Below are 23,572 nucleotides of genomic sequence, written 5' to 3' on the forward strand. Positions count from 1 at the left end.
ATAATTGGGCAATCGATCCACGATAAAGTGAAACAGTATATCGAAAACAATGATTTTAAAACTGGCTTTAGACCTTTGTCTAATAAGCAGGGTGTTTGAGTAAGAAAAGCTACCACTTTTAGGTGGTTGCAGTGTCAAAGTTAAGCTAATTGATTAGTCGAAATTATAAACAGTGTAAGCAATCATTGGGAAAAATGAATACATTCGCCAATGATTGCTATGGGATAATGAAATGACTAAGCAGGGTGTTGGACTGGCCAAACTGGAATTGGGTGACGTTCATTATCGACTGCCACGAATGTGAATACACCTCTAATAGCGTGCTCTCGAAGATCTTGATACATATCCTCAACGTAGATATTTACTTCCACTTTTAAAGATGTATTCCCAACATGAATGACTCGAGCTACGAGCTCAGCAAGGCTCCCAGCAGGAATGGCTTTTTTGAAGTCAATTCGGTCAGAACTCACCGTGACTAATGCTTTACGGCAAAATCGGGTAGCAGCAATAAACGCCGTTTCGTCCATCCATGCAAGGGCATCGCCACCAAAAAGCGTATTATGATGATTGGTATTTGAAGGGAAAATAGCTTTAATGACTTTGGCTTCAGATTGTTCGATTCTGGCTAAAATATCATCGGAGTACTGTGGTGTTTCTTCGTTTTGTTCTTTTTGGGTAAAGGGCATACAACTACCTAATTAATTGCTTAGTACATCTAGTTGGAGGCAGGATTATACGGATAAGTGATTTAAATAGGTAGGTTTGTTAACAATAACAATATTTAACGAGAGTGATGCAAAAAGTGAGTCATCTTGAGTCGCTTGAAGATTTAGTAGCGAAGAACTAATGTCGACACACTCGTTGAATGTGTGTTGTCTTGACTTTCAATAGTAAGAATATAAACACGATCATACTCTGTCGCTTCATCAATATCTTTACCTGATTCGCCTCCAAGTAAATCGACTAACGCAGGCGTGGTGTTACTGTGGCCGACGATTAAAATATGATTATCGTGTGATGATGTGAGTAATTGTGAAAACGAAGCAAGCTCTTTCGGATCGTAAGAAGTGATAGGTAATTTTTGACTATCTGCAGTTGGTTTTGCTGTGAGCTGAGTACGTTTGTAATTTGTGCTGTAAATTGCGGATAAAGAAACAGAGGATAGTAAATGGGCCAATTGCTGGGCTCGTTGTTGACCAGCTTTTGATAACTGAGGGTCTTTACCTGATAATTTTTCAGCGTGTCTAACTAATATCAATGTTTTGGTTTTTGACTCATTTACCGTGGTTTCAGCTGCAATTAAACCGCTTGAAAATACCATTAATGTTAAAATGACCAATAAGCCAAAGGTCATGAGTAAACCAGTTATATACCTTCGATTCAGTTCTTTTTTATAGTTATTATCCATTATCTGCCTTCCTTTTTTATTTTTATTAGTCAGCTAAGTAATATTCTATTGTTGATACAACTCGAACCCGTTTTATGTGAGGGTTATTTTTATCTCTATTTGTAATACTGAATTGCCCTTGAGATGCACGTTTGATTTTTCCAAGTTGGCTTTGTGAGTCGGTCGCAAATTTTTCAGCAACTAAACGTGCATTGTTGGTTGATTGCTCAATCATTTGTGGTTTCACATCATTCAATCGAGTGAAAATGTACTCGATTTGCGCATCATAGTTATTCTGCGAAAATACAATCCCTTGTTTACCGAGCTGAGATATTTCTGGCATGACTTGTCGAACGGTGTCAATCTCTGAAGAGTACACAGTCATTGTTTGTAACGCGGTATAGCGAAACTCAACTGCTTGATTGCCACCATACTGCTGAGCAAGTTTGTCGGTAATCATGGGAGCCGATATTGTAATTTCGTCTGTTTTGATTGAGTGTGAAATTAAAAAATCATTGATAAGTTTGTTCTGCTTTTCAACTTCAACATATAAATCTTCGAGCTGATTACTGGCTGCGGTAAATTGTATCGGCCAAATGACGACATCTGCAGAATATTCGTTTTCTGCTAGACCTTTAACCGTGACACTCCTATCCAGTAACTTGTATTCAATTATGGCTTGTTTTAGTAATACACCGAGCACTGCCATACCGATAAATAATAAAAGGCCAAGAATGGTGGCACTGGTTTTAGATTGTGTCATCAAGCGGTTCTCCTTAGCAGCCGGTATTGGTTTAAAATGTAAAGTTACAGTGCAAATAAAATGTGAATTAACCGAACTGCAACAATTATCTGTTTAAGACCTTAGCCGTAAGTTGACGTGCTCGTCAACTTTTTAACCTAGCGTCGTTGATAATTGACCTGTAAAAGAAGAGGTAGGGTGGAAAGGATCGGATACAATACTTTGTTATTCTGGTAATAAACAGTGGTTGGCTTAGCTAATTCTATGGATACAAAAAAGCCTTGAGTAGCGTATCATCAAGGCTTTTAAAAACAGATATTTATCAGGGTTGTTAGCCTAAAGTGAAATCGAGCCTAACCCGTGTTTCAGCCTTAACGGGTTTGCCATCTTCAAACTTAGGGGCATAGCGCCATTGTTCAAGAACTTTAATGCTTTCATCTTCAAATGCTTTACCACCTGTTGAGTTGACTATTTCAGGTTCAGATACAAAGCCTTGCTCATTAACAGTAAAGCTTAGTACCACCATTCCCTCAACGCCACTTCTTGCTTTACTTATTGGGTAGTTTGGATTGACACGGTAAATTGGAGTTTGTTGTTGCTCTTGGCTCCAAGGTTTCATGCTACCTATGGCAAGGCAATGTTCGGTAGCTTGTTCAGCTTTATTTTTTTGACTATAAAGTGTTACTAATCTCGCATGGGCTGCTAGTTCATATGGGTGAGAATAATCCAACATTTGATATTGTTTGATTACTTCCAGTAATTCTATTTCTGCTTGGTCATATTTTTTATTAGCAAGATATACCGCTGAACTTTCAAATCTTGAGTTAACTAAAACAGTTGAGTCCATTGGCAGGAGTTCGCTGTATATTTCTTTCGCTTGGAGTATATATTTACGTACTTGCTTTTTATCATATTTCGTTTGTACAAGCTTGCTATAAGATGCTGAAAGGGTGTGAGCATATAATATTGGCTGTTCGCTATCTGAAGCAATTTTTCGAGCTTTAGAAAGTAAACCTTTAGCAAGTTTCAAATCCTTAGTTTTATCAGCATAGGTTAAGAGAGGATCAACCAATTGGACACTATCTTCGCCGTAATGATTTTTATACTGCTCTAATGTTTGTTCATAATATGGCGCAGCGTCTTCATGCTGCTTATTATTGCTAAGCGCTATGGCTAAATTAAAACCTAGATTGGTCGTATCGATACTGGTTTCACCGTAGATATGTTGACCTAAGTCATAAGCTTGTTGGGCCGCGTGAGCAGCTTGTTGGGTATTCCCTGCTTTAAATGCGACATTATAAGCTTCGTAAGCTTGTTTGAATTCTTCCGGAGTTGCATTTACTTGTGAAGAAAGTAATAAGGTGCTTAAAAGTATGCTGGTAAAACTGACATTATTTGTACTACGACTCATTCCAATTCCTTTGAATATTACTCATCATTCCATGTTGTATTAGAGGAGTGTAGCCTTTGCCTTATTTCATAACAATATAATTTACTCATCAAAGTAATTGATGTGCTGATGATAGGTGCTGTCTGTTGCGTTATTGAAAAACTCGACAATAATTACTTGAAGGAAAGCGGGGTAATCGAAATACTCATGCTACTTCAGGGAAGAAATATGTCACTAGCAGATAACGTACTCATTGAAAAAACGGCTAAAGGGGATTCGCTTACATTTTGGCGCCGGGTTATCTTTTATCGTATTTTTACCTTGTTAGCTATTGCCTGTGTACCAGTCTATTTCACTAGTGTTTATCTTTGTATTCAAGCTGACTTATTTTCAATGGCTGTGTTCGATACCATAGTTTACGCTATTTTACTGTTCATCATTTACGATAAAAACCTCAGTGATAGGACTCGTTTTTCTATCGGCAGCTTATTAGCTTTTAGCATAGGTTTTGGTTTTTTAGTGGCGATAGGACCAAGTGGGGCAGGTTTTTTTTGGTTATTCATTTTTCCACCATTAACATGTATTTTGTTGGGAAAAAAAGCCAGTAACCTTGCACAGGTAATCAATGCTGTATCACTGGTCATTCTTGGTTTTGCATATCATTTTGATTTACATATATGGCCTAGTATTGATGGCTATAATTGGGTTATTTGGGCCGTTGTGGTTGTCAATTTTATTGTGACCAATGCCATTGTTACCATTTCAACCGCTTACTTGTTAGGTAAGTTATCAAGTTCACTAGAAAGCACTTCAACATCAAGGCGAGCAACCGTCATTGGGTTAGCTAAATTGGCAGAGTATAGAGACAACGAAACTGGCGCTCATATACTGAGAATGCAGCAGTATGCATCCATGTTAGCCAAACAACGTTATGTAGATCATGATGCGCCAGAAGAGCTGACTAAAGCGTTTATTACTGAGATAACCTTATCCTCGGTACTGCACGATATCGGTAAAGTTGGCATTGCCGATGCGATTTTATTAAAGCCAGGCAAGTTAACGGCTGATGAGTTTGAACATATTAAAGCGCATCCTGTCATTGGAGCCCAAGTGCTTGAAAGCATCACTCAATTTGCTCCTGAGTGTGGCTATATTAAAATGGGTCGTGATATTGCCGGTGGTCATCATGAAAAGTGGGATGGCAGTGGTTACCCAAAAGGTCTATCTGGGCTTGAGATCCCTTTATCTGCACGAATTGTAGCCTTAGTGGATGTTTACGATGCACTCACTTCACCACGCTGTTATAAAAAGCCTTTTACCCATCAACAAGCGGTTTCACTAATTTTAGAAGGTAAAGGTAAGCACTTTGATCCTAAACTCGTGGAGAGTTTTATGGCTATTAATACATTGTTTGAAAAGTTATCTCTACAATCTCTGGATGAAGATACAAGCCCGCTTAGTGTTACATTTCTGCCCAGCTAGTTAATCGGGCTTCATAAAAGGCTCAGTTATTTGGCTTTAGAAACAAAAATACCAATCATATGATTGGTATTTTGAAATATAACTCATGTTATTGTTTAAGCCATTATTATTACTATCACATTGCAGTAAATAGTCTATTTAGCATTACCCAATATTATTGTTATTTTGCTAGTAGAGCACGGCGATCTTTCGATGCTTGGGCTAGATTTCTAAGTAATTTTTCAGAATCTTCCCAGTGCAGACAGGCATCGGTGATGCTTTGACCATAGGTTAATGGCTGGCCGTCAACGACTTTCTGATTACCTTCAACCATAAAACTCTCTGCCATAATACCGGCAACAGCAGTGCTACCGTTACGCATTTGTTCCATAATACTATCGGCAACGTTGAGTTGATTTTTATGTTTCTTTTCACTATTGCCATGACTGAAATCAACAACGATACGCTGAGTTACATCCACTTTTTCAAGTTGCGCTCGAACTGATTCAATATCTTCGGCTGAGTAGTTCGGCTTTTTGCCACCACGTAAAATGATATGGCCGTATGGGTTCCCGTGGGTACGGTAAACAGCCATTGCTCCATCTTTATCTGGAGAATAAAAAATATGTGGCACTTGTGCTGCACGTACTGCATCAACCGCTATGTTGATATTGCCATCTGTCCCATTTTTAAATCCGACAGGGCATGATAATGCTGATGCCATTTCACGGTGAATTTGGCTTTCAGTTGTGCGGGCACCGATCGCACCCCAAGTGATTAAATCAGCAATATATTGGCCATTGACCATGTCTAAGAATTCAGTTGCGATTGGCAATTTAAGTTCAGTGATTTGCTGTAATAAATGGCGAGCCATTCTTAAGCCTTTGTTAGGGCTAAAACTACCGTCTAGATCAGGATCTGAAATTAATCCTTTCCAACCAACAATAGTACGAGGTTTCTCAAAATAGACACGCATAACAATGCATAAGTCTTCTTTTAACTCGTGATGTAATTTCGCTAAACGTTGAGCGTAATCTAAAGCAGCTTCCGTATCGTGAATGGAGCAAGGGCCAATAATGACTAAAAGTCTTTGATCTTCGCCTGCTATGATGGCTTCGACTTCACGACGTTGCTCAACCAAATAGTCAGCAGCATCTTGGGTTAATGGGTATTCAGATGCGAGTTGCGCAGGTGAAATTACCTTACATAAAAGAGAGGTACGTAGTTCGTCAGTTTTAATTGTCATTCATTTTACCGAGCATGTTTGCGATGAATTAACATCATATTGCTCGGGATTATAACGAATTAGCAGGCGATAGACACGTTGAAATCGACGAAGTTATTGAACAAAAGTGGATAATTTGAACTAAGTTAGCTGAAAATGCTGTTAGTTCAGCATTTTCGCTAACATGAATAATACGTTAAATTAGATTTAAGGCATTAAATAGCATAATAAAACTTAAAACATGTGGCGTTTTAAGCCTGTGACATCAAGAATTTTTGCTGAAATTTCTTCAACAGAGTGGAAGGTGGTGTTCACAAACGGGATACGTTCTTTTTTATACAACATTTCAACTTCTTTCACTTCGATTCGACACTGCCTTAAAGAAGAGTAGCGGCTATTTTCCATTCTGCCTTGACGGATCTCATGCAGGCGGTTGGGATCAATGGTTAAACCAAACAGTTTAGATTTATTACGTTTTAACGCCTCGGGTAACTTTAAGTTATCCATATCATCTTCAGTGAACGGATAGTTAGCAGCTTTAATACCAAATTGCATCGATAAATATAAACTTGAAGGGGTTTTACCACAGCGTGAAACACCCAATAAAATGATGTCGGCTTTGTCCATATGCTTCATGGTTTGGCCATCATCGTTCTCCATTGTGTAATTTATCGCTTCTATCCGAGAGTCATAGCCCAAGTTACTTTTACCATGGGTACGGTTCATCACCGGCTGGGCTTCGATACCTAATTGTTTTTCTAACGGGCTAACGAAAGTGTTTAAAAAATCATAATCCAACCCTTCGCTGGAATAAATGATGTCCCGAATTTCTGGTTTAACGATTGAGTGGAAAAGTATTGGTCTTTCGCCTGTTGTAATAAAACAATCATTTATTTGTTGCTTAACCTTCTCTGCTTTTTGAATCGTTTCGACAAACGGAATTGTAAATGTCTCAAATTCCACAGGAAATTGTGAGAGTACGGCATGACCAAAGACTTCTGCTGTGATTGCTGTGCCATCTGATATATAAAATACTTTTGGTGCCATTATGACCTCTTGTAGTAATAAAATTACAAATAAAATTATAGATTTACGTCACTTGTGTGGGAGTGTAGAATGCCGCTGCCCTCGTGTGAAGGGGCCATTGAAATAAACTTGTGGAGAGATAACTGTGCAGCAATACATACTCTGGTATCAAGAACTAGGCATGGGTGATGTAAACAAGGTTGGCGGTAAGAATGCGTCACTTGGTGAAATGATCAGTAACCTAGCAAACGCTGGTGTTCAAGTCCCTGGTGGATTTGCTACAACCTCTCATGCGTTTAATGAGTTTCTAGAGCAAAGTGGTGTTAACCAGAAAATTTTCGATATTCTAGCAACATTGGATGTTGATGACGTAAATGAATTAGCGAAAGTTGGTGCACAGATCAGACAATGGGTAATCGATACCCCATTTCAACCAGAACTAGAAGATGCGATTCGTGAAGCTTACGAGCAACTTTCTAGCGAGACCCAAGAAGCATCATTTGCAGTACGTTCATCAGCAACAGCTGAAGATATGCCAGATGCTTCTTTTGCTGGTCAACAAGAAACTTTCCTAAACGTTAAAGGCTTTGACGCTGTATTACTTGCGATTAAGCATGTATACGCTTCGCTATTTAACGACCGTGCAATTTCTTATCGTGTCCACCAAGGTTACGAGCATCAAGGTGTCGCATTATCTGCTGGCGTACAACGAATGGTACGTTCAGATAAAGCATCATCAGGTGTGATGTTCACTATGGACACTGAGTCAGGTAATAACGACGTTGTCTTTATCACTTCATCATTTGGTTTAGGTGAAATGGTTGTTCAAGGCGCGGTTAACCCTGATGAATTCTACGTGCACAAACCAATTTTAGCGCAAGGGCATCAAGCCGTTGTGCGCCGTAATATCGGCAGCAAGTTAATTCAGATGGTTTACTCTGATGATGCTTCACATGGCAAACAAGTTAAAATCGAAGATATCCCAGCTGAGCAACGTGGCGTATTCTCAATTAACGATGAAGAAGTCATGGAGCTGGCGAAACAAGCGGTTATCATTGAGCAGCATTACGGACGTCCAATGGACATCGAGTGGGCTAAAGATGGTAACGACGGCAAACTTTATATCGTTCAAGCACGCCCTGAAACAGTTCGCAGCCGTGAAGATGTACAGCTGATTGAGCGTTACCACCTTAAAACTAAAGGTGACGTAGTTTCTGAAGGTCGTGCAATCGGTCATAAAATCGGTACAGGTGTGGCTAAAGTGCTTGCTTCTATCGACGATATGGATCAAATCGAGCCTGGTGATGTATTAGTTACCGACATGACTGACCCAGATTGGGAACCAATCATGAAGCGTGCTAGTGCGATTGTTACTAACCGTGGTGGCCGTACTTGTCACGCAGCAATTATTGCGCGTGAACTAGGTGTTCCAGCTGTTGTAGGTTGTGGTGATGTGACTGACCATATTAAGAACGGTCAAACAGTGACGGTTTCTTGTGCTGAAGGTGACACTGGTTTCATTTACGATGGTAAGCAAGAATTTGAAGTTGTGACCAATCGTGTTGATTCATTACCTGAATTACCAATGAAGATCATGATGAACGTGGGTAACCCAGATCGTGCATTCGATTTTGCCCGCTTACCAAATGAAGGTGTTGGTCTAGCGCGTCTAGAATTCATCATCAACCGTATGATCGGTATTCACCCTAAAGCATTACTTGAATTCAACTCACAACCAGCTGAGCTTCAGCAAGAAATCAACGAGATGATTGCAGGTTATGAGTCTCCAGTTGAATACTATGTTGCTCGCTTAGTTGAAGGTATCGCAACGATTGGTAGTGCGTTCTATCCTAAGAAAGTTATCGTACGTATGTCAGACTTTAAGTCTAACGAATACGCTAACCTTGTTGGTGGTGACCGTTATGAGCCAGAAGAAGAAAACCCAATGTTGGGCTTCCGTGGTGCTAGCCGTTACATTTCTGAGTCATTCCGTGACTGTTTTGCACTAGAGTGTGAAGCAATTAAGCGTGTGCGCAATGAAATGGGCCTTAAAAACGTTGAAATCATGATCCCATTCGTTCGTACAGTTGACGAAGCGGCGCAAGTGATTGAACTATTGAAAGAGCAAGGCCTAGAGCGTGGTAAAGATGGTTTACGCGTTATCATGATGTGTGAGTTACCTTCAAACGCATTGCTTGCAGACCAGTTCTTAGAGCACTTTGATGGCTTCTCAATTGGTTCAAATGACTTAACTCAGTTAACGTTAGGTCTAGACCGTGACTCTGGCATCATCAGTCATCTATTTGATGAGCGTAATGATGCTGTTAAAGCATTATTATCGTTAGCGATTAAAGCGGCTAAAGCGAAAGGTGCATATGTTGGTATTTGTGGGCAAGGCCCATCAGACCATGCCGACTTTGCTCAATGGTTAGTTGAACAAGGTATTGATACTGTATCACTTAACCCTGATACCGTAATCGACACTTGGTTATACCTAGCAGAAGAACATGCATAATCGATTGTTTGAAACGTCTTCATGACGTTACAAAAAAGCCGCTTAATAGCGGCTTTTTTTTGTCTTTAAGATCAGTATTAGCGCTAAATTTACAAATGACTTGAGTGTCACTCGACAATCTATTCATTTGAATAACGTATATCTGCTAGACTCAGTAGGTTTTTGGTTATTAAAGAAATTCAACTATGAATCGGACTCCGTTAAAGCAAGCGAAAACAATTGATAATGTATTCAATAGTGCATATTGGCATCTTAGCCAACAAGATTTCACTATTGAAGAAATTCGTCAAAAGCTGCTGCGAAAAACAGACAAGATTGAATGGGTTGATAAAGTGTTGGCACACCTAATTGAAAGAGGTTACCTAAAAACAAATTACGAGTTTGCAGTACGCTTTTGTGAGCTTGCTTATAGTAACGAACAAGGTAATGGAGCGATTAAAGGTAGATTACAACAACGTGGAGTTGAACTAACCGATATTGAACGTGCAATTGAGCATGTTATGTTTGAGCAAAATATTGATCTTAATATTCTTGCTTCTGCTAGGTTGAGTAATAAGTATGATAACTTTTTAAGTACCACTAAAGAAAAAGTGTATAGCCAAATGACCACTAAAGGCTTTACGCGTGCGCAAATCGATTACGCTTTATCAATTCACCCACAAAAAGACACTTTACGCTCAAAGCTCTCTATTAAAGCTGAGAAAGCTGATTTAAAGATAGAAATCATAAAACTATATAACAAAGGCAAAGGTAAGAAAGTTATTTTACAAGAACTAACACAACGTTTAATTGATGTCAGTGACTTTGAGAACGTGGTTTATCAGTTAACCTTGTCTCAAGAGGTTGATTTTTATGAGAGCTGTCAAAAGCAACTTGCTAAAAAGAGATATGTTCTTAGTGATTACAACGAGAAATCCAAAGCTTATGCCTACTTAATGCGAAGGGGCTTTAATAGCGACGAAATTAAAGAAGCCTTCTCTGCAGCTGTCGACTCCGAATAAAAAACAACTATTTGTGTTTAGCAAACATCTCTATTTGTGATGTTAGTTGTCAATTAAAATTTGAAAATGTTTCAATCATTAGCGTGTTTTTGTTGTTTAAAAATAGCGATATTATGTATTCATCAACACGGTTCACAAAGATCCAAATACATTATTAAGGGCTAAATTATGAGTAAATTAACGATTGTTGCCAACATTATTGCAAAAGCAGACAAAGTCGAATTGGTTAAAGCAGAACTAGTAAAATTGATTGATGTAACTCGAGCTGAAGAAGGTTGTATTAATTATGACTTACATCAAGATAATGAAAATCCTGCTCATTTTTTATTTTATGAAAACTGGCAGTCACGTGAGTTATGGCAAACACATATGAACAATACACATTTAGCTGACTACATGGCTGCGACAGAAGGCGCTGTCGACTCGTTTGTATTGAATGAAATGACTCATATCGGTTAATTATTTAATAAAAGCCTTTTTGAACAAGGCTTTTTTGGCGTTTTATGATTTCAGATGTTAACTTTTATCTAGCCGCTATACCCGCAGTGTTTTTTTATGGCATGGGCAAAGGGGGCGTAGGAGGTATTTTGGGAATGCTGTCAGTACCGCTGATGGCATTAACCGTTTCGCCTATACAAGCCGCAGCAATACTATTACCTCTGTTATGCGTTATGGACTTGATTGCCCTTTATTACCATCGAAAAAATTGTAACTACCATGAGTTAAAGCAAATGCTGCCTTTTGCCATCATAGGTATTATTGTTGCTGCTTATTTTATGGGAAGTCTGCCTGCACATATCGTGGAGTTTATAATTGGTGGCTTAGCAATGGCTTTTCTAGCGCAAAAATGTCTATGTAAAAAAAGCCAGGCTCCTTCAAAAGTTAATAATCACCTGTTAATGCTGACGTCAGGTTTTGCTAGCACGATTGCCCATGCTGGTGGTCCACCAGTGAGTATGGCGTTATTACCTAAAAATTTACCTAAAGCGCAATTAATTGGTACAAGTGTGGTGTTTTTTGCCCTGATTAACTTTATAAAGCTTATTCCATATACCTATATGGGGCAGTTTGATGCAGCAAACCTGAATACCTCATTATTGTTAGTGCCAATAGCTTTTTTAGGTGTAAGAACAGGTGTTTGGCTGGTGAATCGCATTTCACAGCAGTTGATTTATACCTTTAGTTATTGGGTATTATTTCTAGTTGGCATAAAAATGATCTATTCAGGAGTCACTGGTGGATAAACTAAAAACAGAGGTTAGGGCACGTCCGTGAACACTTGATTTTAATCATTGACAATTATGCCTTTATTTACCAGTTGAGTTTTCAGTCCTGCGACTTTATCCCTAAATAAATCACGTAATCGTCTCACTGTAGGGGTGATTGACTGGCGGCTTGGACAAATTAACCACAGCTCTGTCGGGGTAGCTTGATAATCTAATAACAGTGGCGTGACGCGTTCATTGAGTAAATCATCAGCCATATCTAAGCATGATTTTATCGCTATACCTTGCCCCGAAACACACCAACGTCTCACTAAATCGCCATCATTGGAACTTCGGTTACCGACAAGTTTAGTTTTAATCGTGTCCTGCTGTTGGGTAAACGTCCACTCATCTTGAACGACCTCACGCAGTTGATACAAAAGTGCATTGTGATTTTTTAACTCGTGCGGATGCTGCGGTTTACCTTGCTTTTTAAGGTATTCGGGCGCTGCGCATACGACACGTGGAATATCGCAGATTTTAAACCCATAAGTACTGGCATCAGTGGGGGAGCCATACCTTAGCGCCATATCAACTGAGTCACGATAAAAATCGATATTACTATCGCTGATATTGCTACGTACGCTAACGTCAGGATTAGAAATAAGGAATTCATCAATCCAAGGGATGACAACATTTCGACCTAAATCTGATGATAGTGCTATTCGGATTTCTCCTTGCAGTACATCAGAGTCATCTCGTACGTTTTGTTGGGCGTTGTCGAGTAATTGAACGGCTTGTTGACAGTGTGGAAGGTAACGCTCACCCGCTGGTGATAACCTCAGCTGTCGTGTGGTTCTTATGAATAGTTCAACCCCTAAATGTGTCTCGACGCGTTTGACTGCAGCACTGGCTGTTGCAACTCGCATATCAAGGCTGTTTGCAGCAGCAGTTATACTGCGAAACTCTGCTACTTTTAATATCACTTGTAAATCTTGAATCAGCATAATATCAACTTAATTTTGAAAATCTTTTACACATTATAGTGTTGTTAATGATGACATATTGAGGCAATTGTAAAAGAAACCTGATAACAATTTGAGCCTTATTCGATAGGGTTATGAGCATATTGAATGACTGTATGAAAGAGTGGCGTATTAATGGCAGTATGTACAACAAATTGAATTGGATGAATCATGTTTTTCGCATGTAAGATGGGATGACACAATGAAAACAATAGGCTTGTTAGGCGGAATGAGCTGGGAGTCAACCAGCAACTATTACAAGGCAATCAATCAAGGAATCAAGGCGTCATTAGGTGGCTTACATTCAGCCAAAGTATGTCTGTTTAGTGTTAACTTTGCTGAGATTGAGTCACTACAGCACCAAGGTGATTGGCAACAAACTGCTGAAATTTTATCAAATGCAGCTAAATCGGTTGAAGCGGGTGGTGCTGATTGTTTACTTATTTGCACTAATACCATGCATAAAGTGGCAGAAGAAGTACAGCGAGCTATCTCTATTCCCTTGCTGCATATAGCCGATGCTACAGCTAGCACTCTGCTTCTAGATGGTATTCGTACCGTGGGTTTACTTGGCACTCAATTTACCATGTCACAAAATTTTTATAAGGGAAGGTTAACCGAACATCATGGTATTGATGTCATTGTCCCGAATGAAACACAACAAGAGGTGATTCATCACATTATTTATTCAGAGTTATGTCTTGGTGAGATTAAGGAGTCATCTCGTCACCAATATCTTGAAATAATCGATGATCTTTACCAGCAGGGGGCTCAAGCAGTCATCTTGGGCTGTACTGAAATTGCCTTATTGGTACAGCAACAAGATACTCAGGTGCCACTTTATGATACGACACAGATTCACGCAGCGTGTGCGGTGAAATTTGCCTTGCATAAGTAAGCGGCTAGCTTATTCGTCACCTATCAATAACTGCTATTAATTAACAGTTAACTCAAGAAAAAGGTGTTTTTGACCTACTCACTATTGATGCTAACAAGTTAGCTTATATCGTTGGCTGAAATTGTTGTATTACGATTGAAAAAACTCAATATAATCCCGAATAGTGCGACAACAGCAAGGTATACAAAAACGCCTCGCGCGGTACCGTATACGGTAATAAACATCACCACAGAAGTAATATTTAATAATGCCGAAAAACCTTTACGGATGTTGTTATTAGTAAATGTACCTGCCGCATTTAATAATAATGTCGCAAAATATGCCGTCATTAACGCGAATAATAATGTCATGCTAAATTCCTTCTTTAAGTTGCAGTGTTGAAGTTTGATACGTTTCATTCAACGATAAAGTGCTATTTAATTTTTGAAACATTAGTAATAAGGCAATACCCATGATGCATAATACTAAATCGACGCCAACAGAGACGTAATGACCTGTTACAAAGACATTAATAAGGTGACTGTTGGTTAAGATGGCGTCCATTGGCATGATGAGAATCAATAACCAAGATGTGGAAAGAGTGAGGCATTGCATGGCCTTTTTGGCACTCATAACAAAAGGCAGACAGCAAGCCAGAAACCAAGTTATGAAGAACACGTAAAATAATAAGCTGGTGGCATCAATACCTGGAAACCATTTATTGATAATCAATTGAGTTGGGAACAACACTACGGTAGCTAAAACTAGTCCTGCACAACTACCTATCAGTAATTTATTGAATCTAATATACGTTTCTCGACTATGTGCAGGGTGCTTGGCATTCATACCTCTTTCTATCCATAACATAATGCCTGATATTGGTATCAGTGCAGTACTCAGGCCTAATATCGCCCAAATCGCTTTAATGAAAACGCCGCCAAAATTTCCGAAATGTAATGGAAACATCGCGTCTAGGATTTTTCCTGTTATGCCTTCAAGCCGACCGAAATTTGCTTGGGTGTTAATATACTCAGCATTGCTACCTTGATAAATTAAGGTCTCACCGCCAAGCTGTTCACCACCAGTTCCGAATAAGTAGACTAAAGCATTTTTATCGCCGTAGCCCATTATTGCTACACGATTAAATGTTAAGTCTGGTCTTTGTTGTTCACTAGCTTGTAAAATTGTTGCAAGCTTTGTTGGTGCTACGACCTCAGCCATGATAGGTGGCTTTATTGCGGTAAAGGTTTCAATTAATTTTTCTTGGTCGCCATTAAAGCTGACGTAAGCTGCTGCAGGCACTAAAATGACAGTTGCTAAGCCTAAAAAAGCACCTGTAAATGCAATCATAGAGTGGAAAAGCACAGCCCAAACACTCATTACTTTATGGCCATCATTTAATGCAAGTGAAAAACTTTTACTGAGTCTAAAAGTAAATAATTGAGCCAAAATTTTTCTATGAATAACTATCCCTGTGGCGATCGACACCATTAGTGTTAAGCCTAATAATCCGGTGAGAATTAACCCAATAGGTCGCCCTAAATGTAAGTCTGCATGAAAATGAGCAATGAACGTGGCCATATTGAGTTTAATATGACTAAAAAAGCTCTCCATATCGGTTTTATTGGTGATCTTAAGTGAATTGGGTTCTAACTCATAAACTACGCCTTTGTGTTCTTCCTTGCCATTTTCATCAATAAAGTGACCTTCATAAACAAGCCTAACCGTGGCCGAGTTTTTAGCGTCAGGTAGTTGGATATGAACTTCTTCTAAATATTCAGGACCAACTTCAGCGGCATGTTGATGCACTTTTTCTGCTAATTGTGCAGAGGTACTTTCTATTGGGCCTCGAATTGCGTTATTTGCCCATACAGTTAATTCTGGTTTTGCAAAAACAGCAACGGCACCTGTAAAGGCAATAATGAACAGTAATATTCCAGTAATGATGCCAACCCAGGAATGGAGTTTATATAGTTTTTTTATTGTTAGACTTTTCATTACTTTACCGTTAACCGACTAATGAGAAATAGGCTAGAAGAGAGTGAGAAATAATTAGCGTCAACATAATTAAATACACGTACTTTACTGAGGTCGCCATATAGCTGTAGATGAAAAGAGCTGTCCAAATAAAAGAAAACAGTAAAATCGGGATACCAATAGCATCATTTTGATGAAAAGGAAGGTAAGTTGTCATCCCTGGGATCATGACAGTCGCAGTTATTAATGCCAGCACAATAGCGGCAAAGCTTCGGGCTTTTAAATGTGTGAATGTGGCATTACCTTGGTAACTATCAGTTTTATCCATAAAAGTAATTTGTCTAATCCGAGGTTAACTTAATCTAAATTCTAATGTTAATGATAATTGTTATCATTACTTATGTAAAGTGAACTTCCTATCTATTTCGGATTTGGTTTTAATCAGATGTTGTGATTCGAGTAAGGTCAGGGAGCAGTTGAGGTTTTATTGTGAGGTACTTATTCGTTGGCAAGTAAAAGTATAACGAGTTTACAGGATTGAAGTTAACTAGGCATATTAAAACAGTGGTAGCTTTTTCAGTCACACAACTTTGATTACTTGTTGACTTATACTATATATCGAATATTATTTTTAAAACAATACTAATTAAAACAGTATATTACAAGCGGTTCTCACACTTATAATATACTGGTAAACAAAATTATTCAGCAGTTTTACTCACCTTATTGTCAACATACTCGTTAATTGAAATTGCTCTTTGATTAATTCTTCCACATCCACGAGCTAGTTGTGTTCGCTCAACACTATTAACCCCTAAAGCCATGGCTTGGTAAAATCGGCTATTGTATTTATTAATTGATACACGAACTTGTTGTTGATCATATAGACTGAGCACACTTTCAATAGCACTAGTATCTTTACCAATAAAATCATATTTTACATAGCAGTCAGAAAGGTCTTTTAATAATTCGTTTGCAACGTAGTCTTTATGGTTTGGAGCTGATATGTCATCACTTGCAACTGCGCTAAAACTCAATAGGATTCCTAAAGTCGTTAATATCGATTTATATGTTTTCATGTTTAACATCCCAAAATAGTTAATGTCTAGATAAAGGTAATACAATCAAACATTTGCTCAGAAGCTTAAAAGGGGTCGTATTGCACTCCTTCCTTGAGCTATTGCATCCTCTCCTTGGTTAAATCAATAAATAATTCAGTAACTTGTATTATTACTTGGAAATAATACAATCTAAAGCTAAATTAACATTGATGAATTAATACTAGCATAAGTATATTTTCTGTCTAACCAGAATTGATTTCAGTTAACATTGAGCAATTATGTGGTTGTGTACTTATAACAATTCGCAGAATAGTTACAATAGAAATGAAAACATGAGGGAAGTCGTGCCAGCTTGCAGGGGTAGGTTATGTAATTAAGTCATAAGTTCTTGCAAGCAGGCTTAATCGGACAATTAAATCCTTATTAAATTTCATATATCAGCGTTTATTCAAAGAACGGGTAATTGAAATTATTTACAATAAATTACCAATATTTTTGTTTGTTCAGCGCATCAACACAGCTTATAACGCTGTCTTGTTTGCTAATCTCTTTCTCATTAAGCGTTTGTGCGATCCAGCCTTCTGGATACGTTAATGTGAAGGGGGCAGTAATAATGGCATCGTTAATCTGCTTAAAACCAACCTTATTGTAGTAGTTAGGGTCGCCATAACTAAACACACGTTCAACACCAGTTGCTTTAAGATAAGACAAACCTTCAAGAATCAGTTTCTGCCCGATTCCCTGACCTTGGTTCTCGGTATTAATCGCAACAGGAGACAAGATAAATGCGTTTGCGTTATTCGCAGTAACAAGTCGACTGAAGAAGATGCAACCAATAACAAACTCGTTTTCAGTGGCAACAAAACCAATGAGATCTTTTGAGTCAGTTGTTGTGATTAAATCATCAACAAGTGTGGCAATAACTTGTCCTTCATCGGCTCCCTCTGAGTCGGAAAATACATTAGCAAAAAGCTCTATAACGGTTTCTGCTTGACTTGCTCGGTACTGTGCGATTTTCATGGGTGCCTTTTTTATTTAAATGAGAACGTAATAACATCGTTAGAATTAAACTGATTAAATGTCGATTAACAGTGTAGCCAAATTTGCTTAATAGGGGCTGAATAAAATTGAACGTACAAAGATAATTATGCCAATAATTTGTGCTTTTATGTACTTACGATCATAAGCTTATAGTAACTGTTCATAAGCGTTAATGACGTTTTTGACCAGCAAGGGTTGTCCTTTTTGAATTCGCTGATAATGCGCTAACGTTTTATGCAGGTATTGCTGATTTATCAATTTTTGCTTTTCGCAATCTGTTTGCCAAAAAAGCTCACCAGTTAAACTAATTGGTCTCATCTTGTCAGCGTTATTGGTGACATGAATGACTTCATAGTAGCGGCCATTTTCTTCAATCAATACTTCCGCTTTTAACGATAAATGTAGATTTGAAAGATTTTGGCGCAGTTCAAATTGGTGATGAACAGGACACAGGAGAATATCTATTACTTGATCAGGATGAGCATGAAGTATGTTAGTGACTAAATCACTCATTAAGTCGCCGCCAATGCCTGCAATGATTACCAAGTGATGGCCTTGGTATTGAGTTAACGGTAATAAGGAAACATCGATACAGTGGGTTTGCCAAGTGTTGGTATCAGCAAAGAAATGGTTCAATTTGTGGCTTAAATTTGACATCAATTCTGGCACAATATCAACAAAATGGACCTTAGCAGATTGTTGTTTTAATAGTGCAGCGCCGAGGTAACCATGATCGCAGCAACAATCCCAAATATGATCAAACCCTGGTTCTACCATATGACATATTTGTAATAAGCGTTTACTGAGTTTCATTAGCCAGATCCTAAAAAGGCGCTATTTTAGTCGGTTTCAATGCTTTTTGCTGCAATATTTACAGCACGTACTTCAATTTTTTTACAATGAAAATGATCGATAATTTATAAGGCTTGAGTAGACTCTCTTATCACTAACTCTGGTGAATAAGATGATACTTGCGCTGTTGGATTAATAGTAGCTGACAGGGCTAATAAGGCCGCATTTTTAGCCATGGAATCAATAGGGTAACGTAAGGTTGTTAGCTTAGGTCTTGAATAACGTGATAATAACACGTCATCAAAGCCGATGACGGAAACATCATTAGGTACTGACAAGCCTTTATCTTCAAGGGTTGAGATAACACCAATGGCCATAGCGTCGTTATATACAAATATGGCACTGAAGGGAGTATTTTGTTTAAGTAAATCTTGAGCCGCTTGTTCTCCACCTTGCAGGCTAGGTGATGCATAGGTGATTAATTTATCATTGAGTGTTAAGCCATGACTTGCTAAACCACGTTGAAATCCTGCCAAACGTTCTTTTGGATCATCAATATCCAGATTACTGTTTACACACGCAATATTGCAATGATTTAACTCGGAGAAATAGTCAGCCGCTTTTTGACCACCAATGTGGTTATCAAGCCAAATACAGCGGTGACTGATTGCTTCAATATAGCGATCAATTAATACAAACTTTGGGTTATCGTTAAACAAAGCGATTAATGTTTCATCAGGTATTTTTTTGCTATGAATCACGATTGATTCACAGCGCTGTTGCATCAAAGACGTTATCGCTTTCATTTCTGATTCAGCACTCACTTGGCCAGTACTGATAAGTAGCTGCACTTTATTTTCTCGCGCAATTTGGTCGACTCCTTTGGCGAGTGCTGCAAAAAATGGGTCAGCAACATCAGGAATAACCACACCAATGGTAGCTGCTTTTTTCATGACCAATGAACGAGCATTAACATTGGGCTGATACCCCATAGTGTTAATTAGGTGTTGAATACGTTCTCGGGTTTTAGCGCCCACTTTGGGTCCATTATTAACGACACGTGATACAGTAGCCACAGATACATTGGCGGCTCTAGCGATATCTTTAATGGTTGCTTTTGACACAACATATCCTGAATGAAAATTATTAGTAGCAGTAAATTACCTTTCTAACTCGGGTTTAGCAAACAAATAGTCCAATTAAAAATAGCTATTGCACAAAAGGGGGTAAACGTTTACCCTTTTGTTATTGTATTGTTTTTAAACAGCACGTGTGACATCGAGTTATTAGCATTATTGTTTATAAAATTGAAATGGAAAGCATCATGACGTTTGATCCTACTGAGCATCCTCATCGCCGATTTAATCCATTGATAAATGAGTGGATACTTGTTTCACCACATCGAGCAAAGCGGCCTTGGCAAGGCCAAGTTGAAAGCATTGATAATGACGTTAAGCCTAGTTATGACGAGTCTTGCTTTTTGTGCTCGGGTAATACGCGAATTAATGGAGAAGTGAATCCTGAGTATCAAGATACTTTTGTATTTCAAAATGATTTTGCTGCATTAAAACCAGACACCCCTAAACACAGTGAAAACGATCCTTTATTTAAAATGGAAACAGAGCAAGGTGAAAGTCGTGTTATTTGTTTTTCGCCTGATCACAGTAAAAGCTTGCCGCAGTTATCTGTTGCTGCCATCACAAAAGTCGTGGCCTGTTGGCAAGAGCAAACTCGAGAATTAAGCGAGCAGTATCAGTGGGTACAAGTATTTGAGAATAAAGGGGCGGTTATGGGCTGCTCAAATCCTCATCCACATGGCCAAGTTTGGGCGCAAAATCATTTACCAACGTTAGTGCAAAAAAAACAATTGGCATTGTCTTCGTATTATGAGGCCCATCAATCAAGCCTTTTAAATGACTACGTTGGCAGAGAACTGGACAATGCAGAACGCATTGTAGTGGCTAATGAAGATTGGGTCGTTGTGGTGCCTTATTGGGCGGCTTGGCCATTTGAAACATTAGTCTTACCGCGTTTTAGTGTAACTCGCATGACAGAACTCAGCTGTGCACAACAGTCGACACTCGCCGATATTATTAAAAAAATTACCATTAAATACGACAACCTTTTTAATTGTTCTTTCCCGTATTCAATGGGGTGGCATGGTGCGCCATTTGATGGCAAAAACCACCCTGAATGGACATTACATGCCAGCTTTTTACCACCACTTTTACGTTCTGCCAGTGTACGAAAGTTTATGGTGGGATATGAAATGATGGCCGAATCTCWACGGGATCTCACCCCAGAACAAGCTACCACAATGCTTCGTCAGCAAAGTGATGTGCATTATAAATCAGAATAAGCGGCCATTTGGGCAAGTATAAAGACTACGAAATATAGCCAGTAGCTGGCGCATCGAAGCGCTTTATTTAAAGAGATAATACAGATAACGGATTGAATAATGAGTGAGCAATTGATAAAGAATGTAAAACACGCTTTCGAAGCGCAATTTGGTTATGCCTCTAGTCATGTCGTTACGGCGCCAGGCAGAGTCAACTTAATTGGCGAGCACACTGATTATAATGATGGTTTTGTGTTGCCATGCGCCATTAATTACAACGCAGCAGTAGCTGCAAGTCGTCGTGATGACAATGTCGTACGAGTTATTTCGTTAGATTATGGCTTAGCTGTTGATGAGTTTAGTGTAAGTGAAGAAATAACTCATGCAGAGCATGATTGGGCTAATTACATTCGTGGCGTGGTAAAGCACTTATTATTACGTGGTTATCATTTTAATGGCGCCGATATCGTTATTAGTGGAAATGTCCCACAAGGCGCGGGGTTAAGCTCATCTGCGGCATTAGAAGTGGTGATAGGTCAAACCTTTAAAACCTTATATCACTTAGCTATATCGCAACAAGAAATCGCCCTAAATGGCCAAGAAGCTGAGAATAAGTTTGTTGGGTGTAATTGCGGCATTATGGATCAGCTTATTTCGGCGCAGGCCAAAAAAGGCCATGCGTTATTAATTGATTGCCGCTCATTAAAAACTCAGCCAGTAAAACTGCCTGCTGGTTTCAGCGTATTAATTGTAAACTCCAATAAAAAACGTGGTTTAGTCGACAGTGAGTACAATACTCGCAGGCAGCAATGTGAAGATGCAGCAGCTTATTTTAATGTTCAGGCACTGCGTGATGTTGATATCGCAAGATTTAATGATCAACAAAGTGAACTTTCATCAGTTATTGCTAAGCGAGCAAGGCATATTATCACCGAAAATCAACGTACCATAGATGCTGCTGAGGCAATGAGAAATAATGACATCAAAACATTACAACGACTTATGGCAGAATCGCATGCATCTATGCGAGATGATTTTGAAATAACGGTATCGGAAATCGATATTTTAGTGGAGATCATTAAAGCTGAGATAGGAGAGGCTGGTGGAGTAAGAATGACCGGTGGAGGCTTTGGAGGTTGTGTGGTTTCACTCGTACCTGATGAGATGGTTGAGCAAGTGATTAAAGCGGTTAATGCACAATACGAGCAGCAAACAGGCCTGGCTCCAAGTATCTTCATATGCAGTGCGGAAGAGGGAGCGACTGCGGTAGATGAGTAAGTGTTATTTATTGTTATTTTTTCTTAATAAGCCATATCGTCTGTAATACCGTCTATTGTGTTATACGACAGATGTAATTTAGTATTCTGATCAACACACTTTATCACCTATCTAGTTTGCATGATGACTCGATAGGTGTTTTTTTATTGATATCTTTTCACAGGTTTTTCATAAGCTTGGCATATAAGCTGTATATAATAAGAATCTGATAAAAACAGATGGCAATCCAGCTATTGCTAGTTAGCGCTTCTGATTAAGTACTTTGGATTAAGTATTTCTGATTAAATACGTTGGATTAAGTACTTCTGATTAAATACGTTGGATTTAGCATCTCAAATTAGTGCTTCAGATAGATTTGTATAAAACAGATTTTGACTCTGCATTAATATTCATCACTGATTTAAAATCATCGACTATAAGGAAATAACATGATTTACCACTTTACAGCTAAGAAGATACCGTGCCTAGCAAGCGCTTTACGTTCAGTCATGTTTTTAGGCCTAAGCCTGACTTTCGTTTCTAGTTTTTTGAGCACAGCTGTCGCCATAGAGCCAACCGATGATATTGCAGTTGAGCAACTCCTTAAAACAACCAAAAGTTGGGATGGTCGTACACTACCTAGTTACCCAACAGGTCAACCAGAAGTCACTATTTTAAAAATAACCATTGCCCCCGGTGCGACCTTGCCATATCACCAGCATCCGGTCATTAATGCTGGCATATTAACGAAAGGACATTTAACTGTAACGACAAAAGCCGGTAAACAACTCGTTATGAAAGCGGGTGATGCAATAGCTGAAGTCGTTGATAAATGGCATTACGGTACTAACTCAGGAGTAGAACCAGTCGAGATAATTGTTTTTTATGCAGGAATAGAAGGTAAACCGTTAACAATCAAGCAGAAATAAGCGCTATTTAAATCTTGAACATTTCTCTAAAACCGATATCAACTCACTCTGTAGGAATTAACAGGTCGTTTATTGTTAGGCTCGGTTATCAATTTGGCCAATTAATTTTTGCCAATTATTGTCTACCAATTAATTACAGACATTACAATTGTGCCAATGATGCTCAATGATAAGTCATCATATTCATTAGGATGAGACAGATATTTATCAATTGATGAAATATGCAGCCATGATTTTGTAGAATATTCAATCGATATCAAAATTTAATGAATTTTACTAACTCAACTACTTAGCTGTTATTTTTTTGTTTATAATGATGACAA

23 protein-coding genes are annotated in these 23,572 nt (G+C 38.6%); 9 read left to right on the top strand and 14 right to left on the bottom strand.

Annotated elements, in window-relative coordinates:
• Nucleotides 1-236: 236 nt before the first annotated feature.
• The 4 genes from A9267_RS01010 to A9267_RS01025 all read right to left on the bottom strand — a co-directional run bounded on the left by A9267_RS01010 (nucleotide 237) and on the right by A9267_RS01025 (nucleotide 3,540).
• Nucleotides 237-686 (bottom strand): acyl-CoA thioesterase, encoded by a 450-nt coding sequence (locus A9267_RS01010; protein WP_065107921.1) that lies wholly within the window; start codon nucleotides 684-686, stop codon nucleotides 237-239.
• A 143-nt stretch (nucleotides 687-829) separates the two neighbouring features.
• Nucleotides 830-1,408 (bottom strand): SixA phosphatase family protein, encoded by a 579-nt coding sequence (locus A9267_RS01015; protein ID WP_082972153.1) that lies wholly within the window; start codon nucleotides 1,406-1,408, stop codon nucleotides 830-832.
• A 25-nt stretch (nucleotides 1,409-1,433) separates the two neighbouring features.
• Entirely contained in the window at nucleotides 1,434-2,150 is a 717-nt protein-coding gene (locus A9267_RS01020; RefSeq protein ID WP_372036833.1) for an SIMPL domain-containing protein, read from the bottom strand.
• Between the two features lie 310 nt (nucleotides 2,151-2,460).
• Nucleotides 2,461-3,540 carry a TonB family protein gene (locus A9267_RS01025; protein WP_065107923.1) on the bottom strand — a complete coding sequence of 360 codons (1,080 nt, stop codon included), beginning with the start codon at nucleotides 3,538-3,540 and terminating at the stop codon, nucleotides 2,461-2,463.
• A gap of 207 nt (nucleotides 3,541-3,747) precedes the next feature.
• Between A9267_RS01025 and A9267_RS01030 the strand changes: the two genes are divergently transcribed.
• Entirely contained in the window at nucleotides 3,748-5,001 is a 1,254-nt protein-coding gene (locus tag A9267_RS01030; RefSeq protein ID WP_065107924.1) for an HD-GYP domain-containing protein, read from the top strand.
• 160 nt (nucleotides 5,002-5,161) lie between these two features.
• On the opposite strand, the gene A9267_RS01035 is transcribed toward A9267_RS01030, so the two are convergent.
• Both A9267_RS01035 and ppsR read right to left on the bottom strand, forming a co-directional pair.
• A complete protein-coding gene (locus A9267_RS01035) occupies nucleotides 5,162-6,226 on the bottom strand; it encodes a 3-deoxy-7-phosphoheptulonate synthase (protein WP_065107925.1) in 1,065 nt (354 codons plus the stop codon).
• 213 nt (nucleotides 6,227-6,439) lie between these two features.
• Nucleotides 6,440-7,252: a posphoenolpyruvate synthetase regulatory kinase/phosphorylase PpsR gene (gene ppsR, locus A9267_RS01040; protein WP_055023251.1), complete on the bottom strand. Its 813-nt coding sequence runs from the start codon at nucleotides 7,250-7,252 to the stop codon at nucleotides 6,440-6,442.
• Between the two features lie 124 nt (nucleotides 7,253-7,376).
• Between ppsR and ppsA the strand changes: the two genes are divergently transcribed.
• From ppsA to A9267_RS01060, 4 genes are all read left to right on the top strand, one after another.
• A complete protein-coding gene (gene ppsA, locus A9267_RS01045) occupies nucleotides 7,377-9,746 on the top strand; it encodes a phosphoenolpyruvate synthase (RefSeq protein ID WP_065107926.1) in 2,370 nt (789 codons plus the stop codon).
• A 185-nt stretch (nucleotides 9,747-9,931) separates the two neighbouring features.
• Nucleotides 9,932-10,747 (top strand): regulatory protein RecX, encoded by an 816-nt coding sequence (locus A9267_RS01050; protein ID WP_065107927.1) that lies wholly within the window; start codon nucleotides 9,932-9,934, stop codon nucleotides 10,745-10,747.
• A gap of 168 nt (nucleotides 10,748-10,915) precedes the next feature.
• A complete protein-coding gene (locus A9267_RS01055) occupies nucleotides 10,916-11,206 on the top strand; it encodes a putative quinol monooxygenase (protein ID WP_065107928.1) in 291 nt (96 codons plus the stop codon).
• 44 nt (nucleotides 11,207-11,250) lie between these two features.
• Nucleotides 11,251-11,991, top strand: a complete 741-nt coding sequence (locus A9267_RS01060; protein WP_065107929.1) for a sulfite exporter TauE/SafE family protein — start codon at nucleotides 11,251-11,253, stop codon at nucleotides 11,989-11,991.
• 41 nt (nucleotides 11,992-12,032) lie between these two features.
• Here the strand turns inward: A9267_RS01060 and A9267_RS01065 are convergent, their stop codons facing one another.
• Nucleotides 12,033-12,959 carry a LysR family transcriptional regulator gene (locus tag A9267_RS01065; protein ID WP_065107930.1) on the bottom strand — a complete coding sequence of 309 codons (927 nt, stop codon included), beginning with the start codon at nucleotides 12,957-12,959 and terminating at the stop codon, nucleotides 12,033-12,035.
• 220 nt (nucleotides 12,960-13,179) lie between these two features.
• Between A9267_RS01065 and A9267_RS01070 the strand changes: the two genes are divergently transcribed.
• Nucleotides 13,180-13,875 carry an aspartate/glutamate racemase family protein gene (locus tag A9267_RS01070; protein WP_065107931.1) on the top strand — a complete coding sequence of 232 codons (696 nt, stop codon included), beginning with the start codon at nucleotides 13,180-13,182 and terminating at the stop codon, nucleotides 13,873-13,875.
• A 98-nt stretch (nucleotides 13,876-13,973) separates the two neighbouring features.
• Here A9267_RS01070 and A9267_RS01075 read toward each other — a convergent pair whose 3' ends face one another.
• The 7 genes from A9267_RS01075 to A9267_RS01105 all read right to left on the bottom strand — a co-directional run bounded on the left by A9267_RS01075 (nucleotide 13,974) and on the right by A9267_RS01105 (nucleotide 19,849).
• On the bottom strand, nucleotides 13,974-14,225 hold the full coding sequence (locus tag A9267_RS01075; RefSeq protein WP_055023244.1) for a hypothetical protein: 252 nt from the start codon (nucleotides 14,223-14,225) through the stop codon (nucleotides 13,974-13,976).
• Between the two features lies 1 nt (nucleotide 14,226).
• Nucleotides 14,227-15,852, bottom strand: a complete 1,626-nt coding sequence (locus A9267_RS01080) for a PepSY-associated TM helix domain-containing protein (RefSeq protein WP_065107932.1) — start codon at nucleotides 15,850-15,852, stop codon at nucleotides 14,227-14,229.
• 10 nt (nucleotides 15,853-15,862) lie between these two features.
• On the bottom strand, nucleotides 15,863-16,159 hold the full coding sequence (locus tag A9267_RS01085; protein ID WP_065107933.1) for a hypothetical protein: 297 nt from the start codon (nucleotides 16,157-16,159) through the stop codon (nucleotides 15,863-15,865).
• Nucleotides 16,160-16,532: 373 nt separating this feature from the next.
• On the bottom strand, nucleotides 16,533-16,910 hold the full coding sequence (locus A9267_RS01090; RefSeq protein ID WP_065107934.1) for a hypothetical protein: 378 nt from the start codon (nucleotides 16,908-16,910) through the stop codon (nucleotides 16,533-16,535).
• Nucleotides 16,911-17,375: 465 nt separating this feature from the next.
• Complete coding sequence (locus tag A9267_RS01095; RefSeq protein WP_065107935.1) at nucleotides 17,376-17,912, bottom strand: GNAT family N-acetyltransferase; 537 nt, start codon at nucleotides 17,910-17,912, stop codon at nucleotides 17,376-17,378.
• A 168-nt stretch (nucleotides 17,913-18,080) separates the two neighbouring features.
• Nucleotides 18,081-18,746 carry a tRNA (adenine(22)-N(1))-methyltransferase gene (locus tag A9267_RS01100; RefSeq protein ID WP_065107936.1) on the bottom strand — a complete coding sequence of 222 codons (666 nt, stop codon included), beginning with the start codon at nucleotides 18,744-18,746 and terminating at the stop codon, nucleotides 18,081-18,083.
• Between the two features lie 104 nt (nucleotides 18,747-18,850).
• A complete protein-coding gene (locus A9267_RS01105) occupies nucleotides 18,851-19,849 on the bottom strand; it encodes a LacI family DNA-binding transcriptional regulator (RefSeq protein WP_065107937.1) in 999 nt (332 codons plus the stop codon).
• Nucleotides 19,850-20,049: 200 nt separating this feature from the next.
• Here A9267_RS01105 and A9267_RS01110 point away from each other — a divergent pair, with 200 nt between their 5' ends.
• The 3 genes from A9267_RS01110 to A9267_RS01120 all read left to right on the top strand — a co-directional run bounded on the left by A9267_RS01110 (nucleotide 20,050) and on the right by A9267_RS01120 (nucleotide 23,249).
• Nucleotides 20,050-21,084, top strand: coding sequence for a UDP-glucose--hexose-1-phosphate uridylyltransferase (locus A9267_RS01110; protein ID WP_231919022.1), 1,035 nt, complete (start codon nucleotides 20,050-20,052; stop codon nucleotides 21,082-21,084).
• Nucleotides 21,085-21,183: 99 nt separating this feature from the next.
• A complete protein-coding gene (gene galK / locus A9267_RS01115; RefSeq protein ID WP_065107939.1) occupies nucleotides 21,184-22,341 on the top strand; it encodes a galactokinase in 1,158 nt (385 codons plus the stop codon).
• 428 nt (nucleotides 22,342-22,769) lie between these two features.
• Nucleotides 22,770-23,249 (top strand): cupin domain-containing protein, encoded by a 480-nt coding sequence (locus A9267_RS01120; RefSeq protein ID WP_231919023.1) that lies wholly within the window; start codon nucleotides 22,770-22,772, stop codon nucleotides 23,247-23,249.
• The last annotated feature ends 323 nt before the right edge of the window (nucleotides 23,250-23,572 follow it).

This window comes from Shewanella sp. UCD-FRSSP16_17 (assembly GCF_001675935.1).
In the GTDB taxonomy this organism is placed as follows: domain Bacteria; phylum Pseudomonadota; class Gammaproteobacteria; order Enterobacterales; family Shewanellaceae; genus Shewanella; species Shewanella japonica.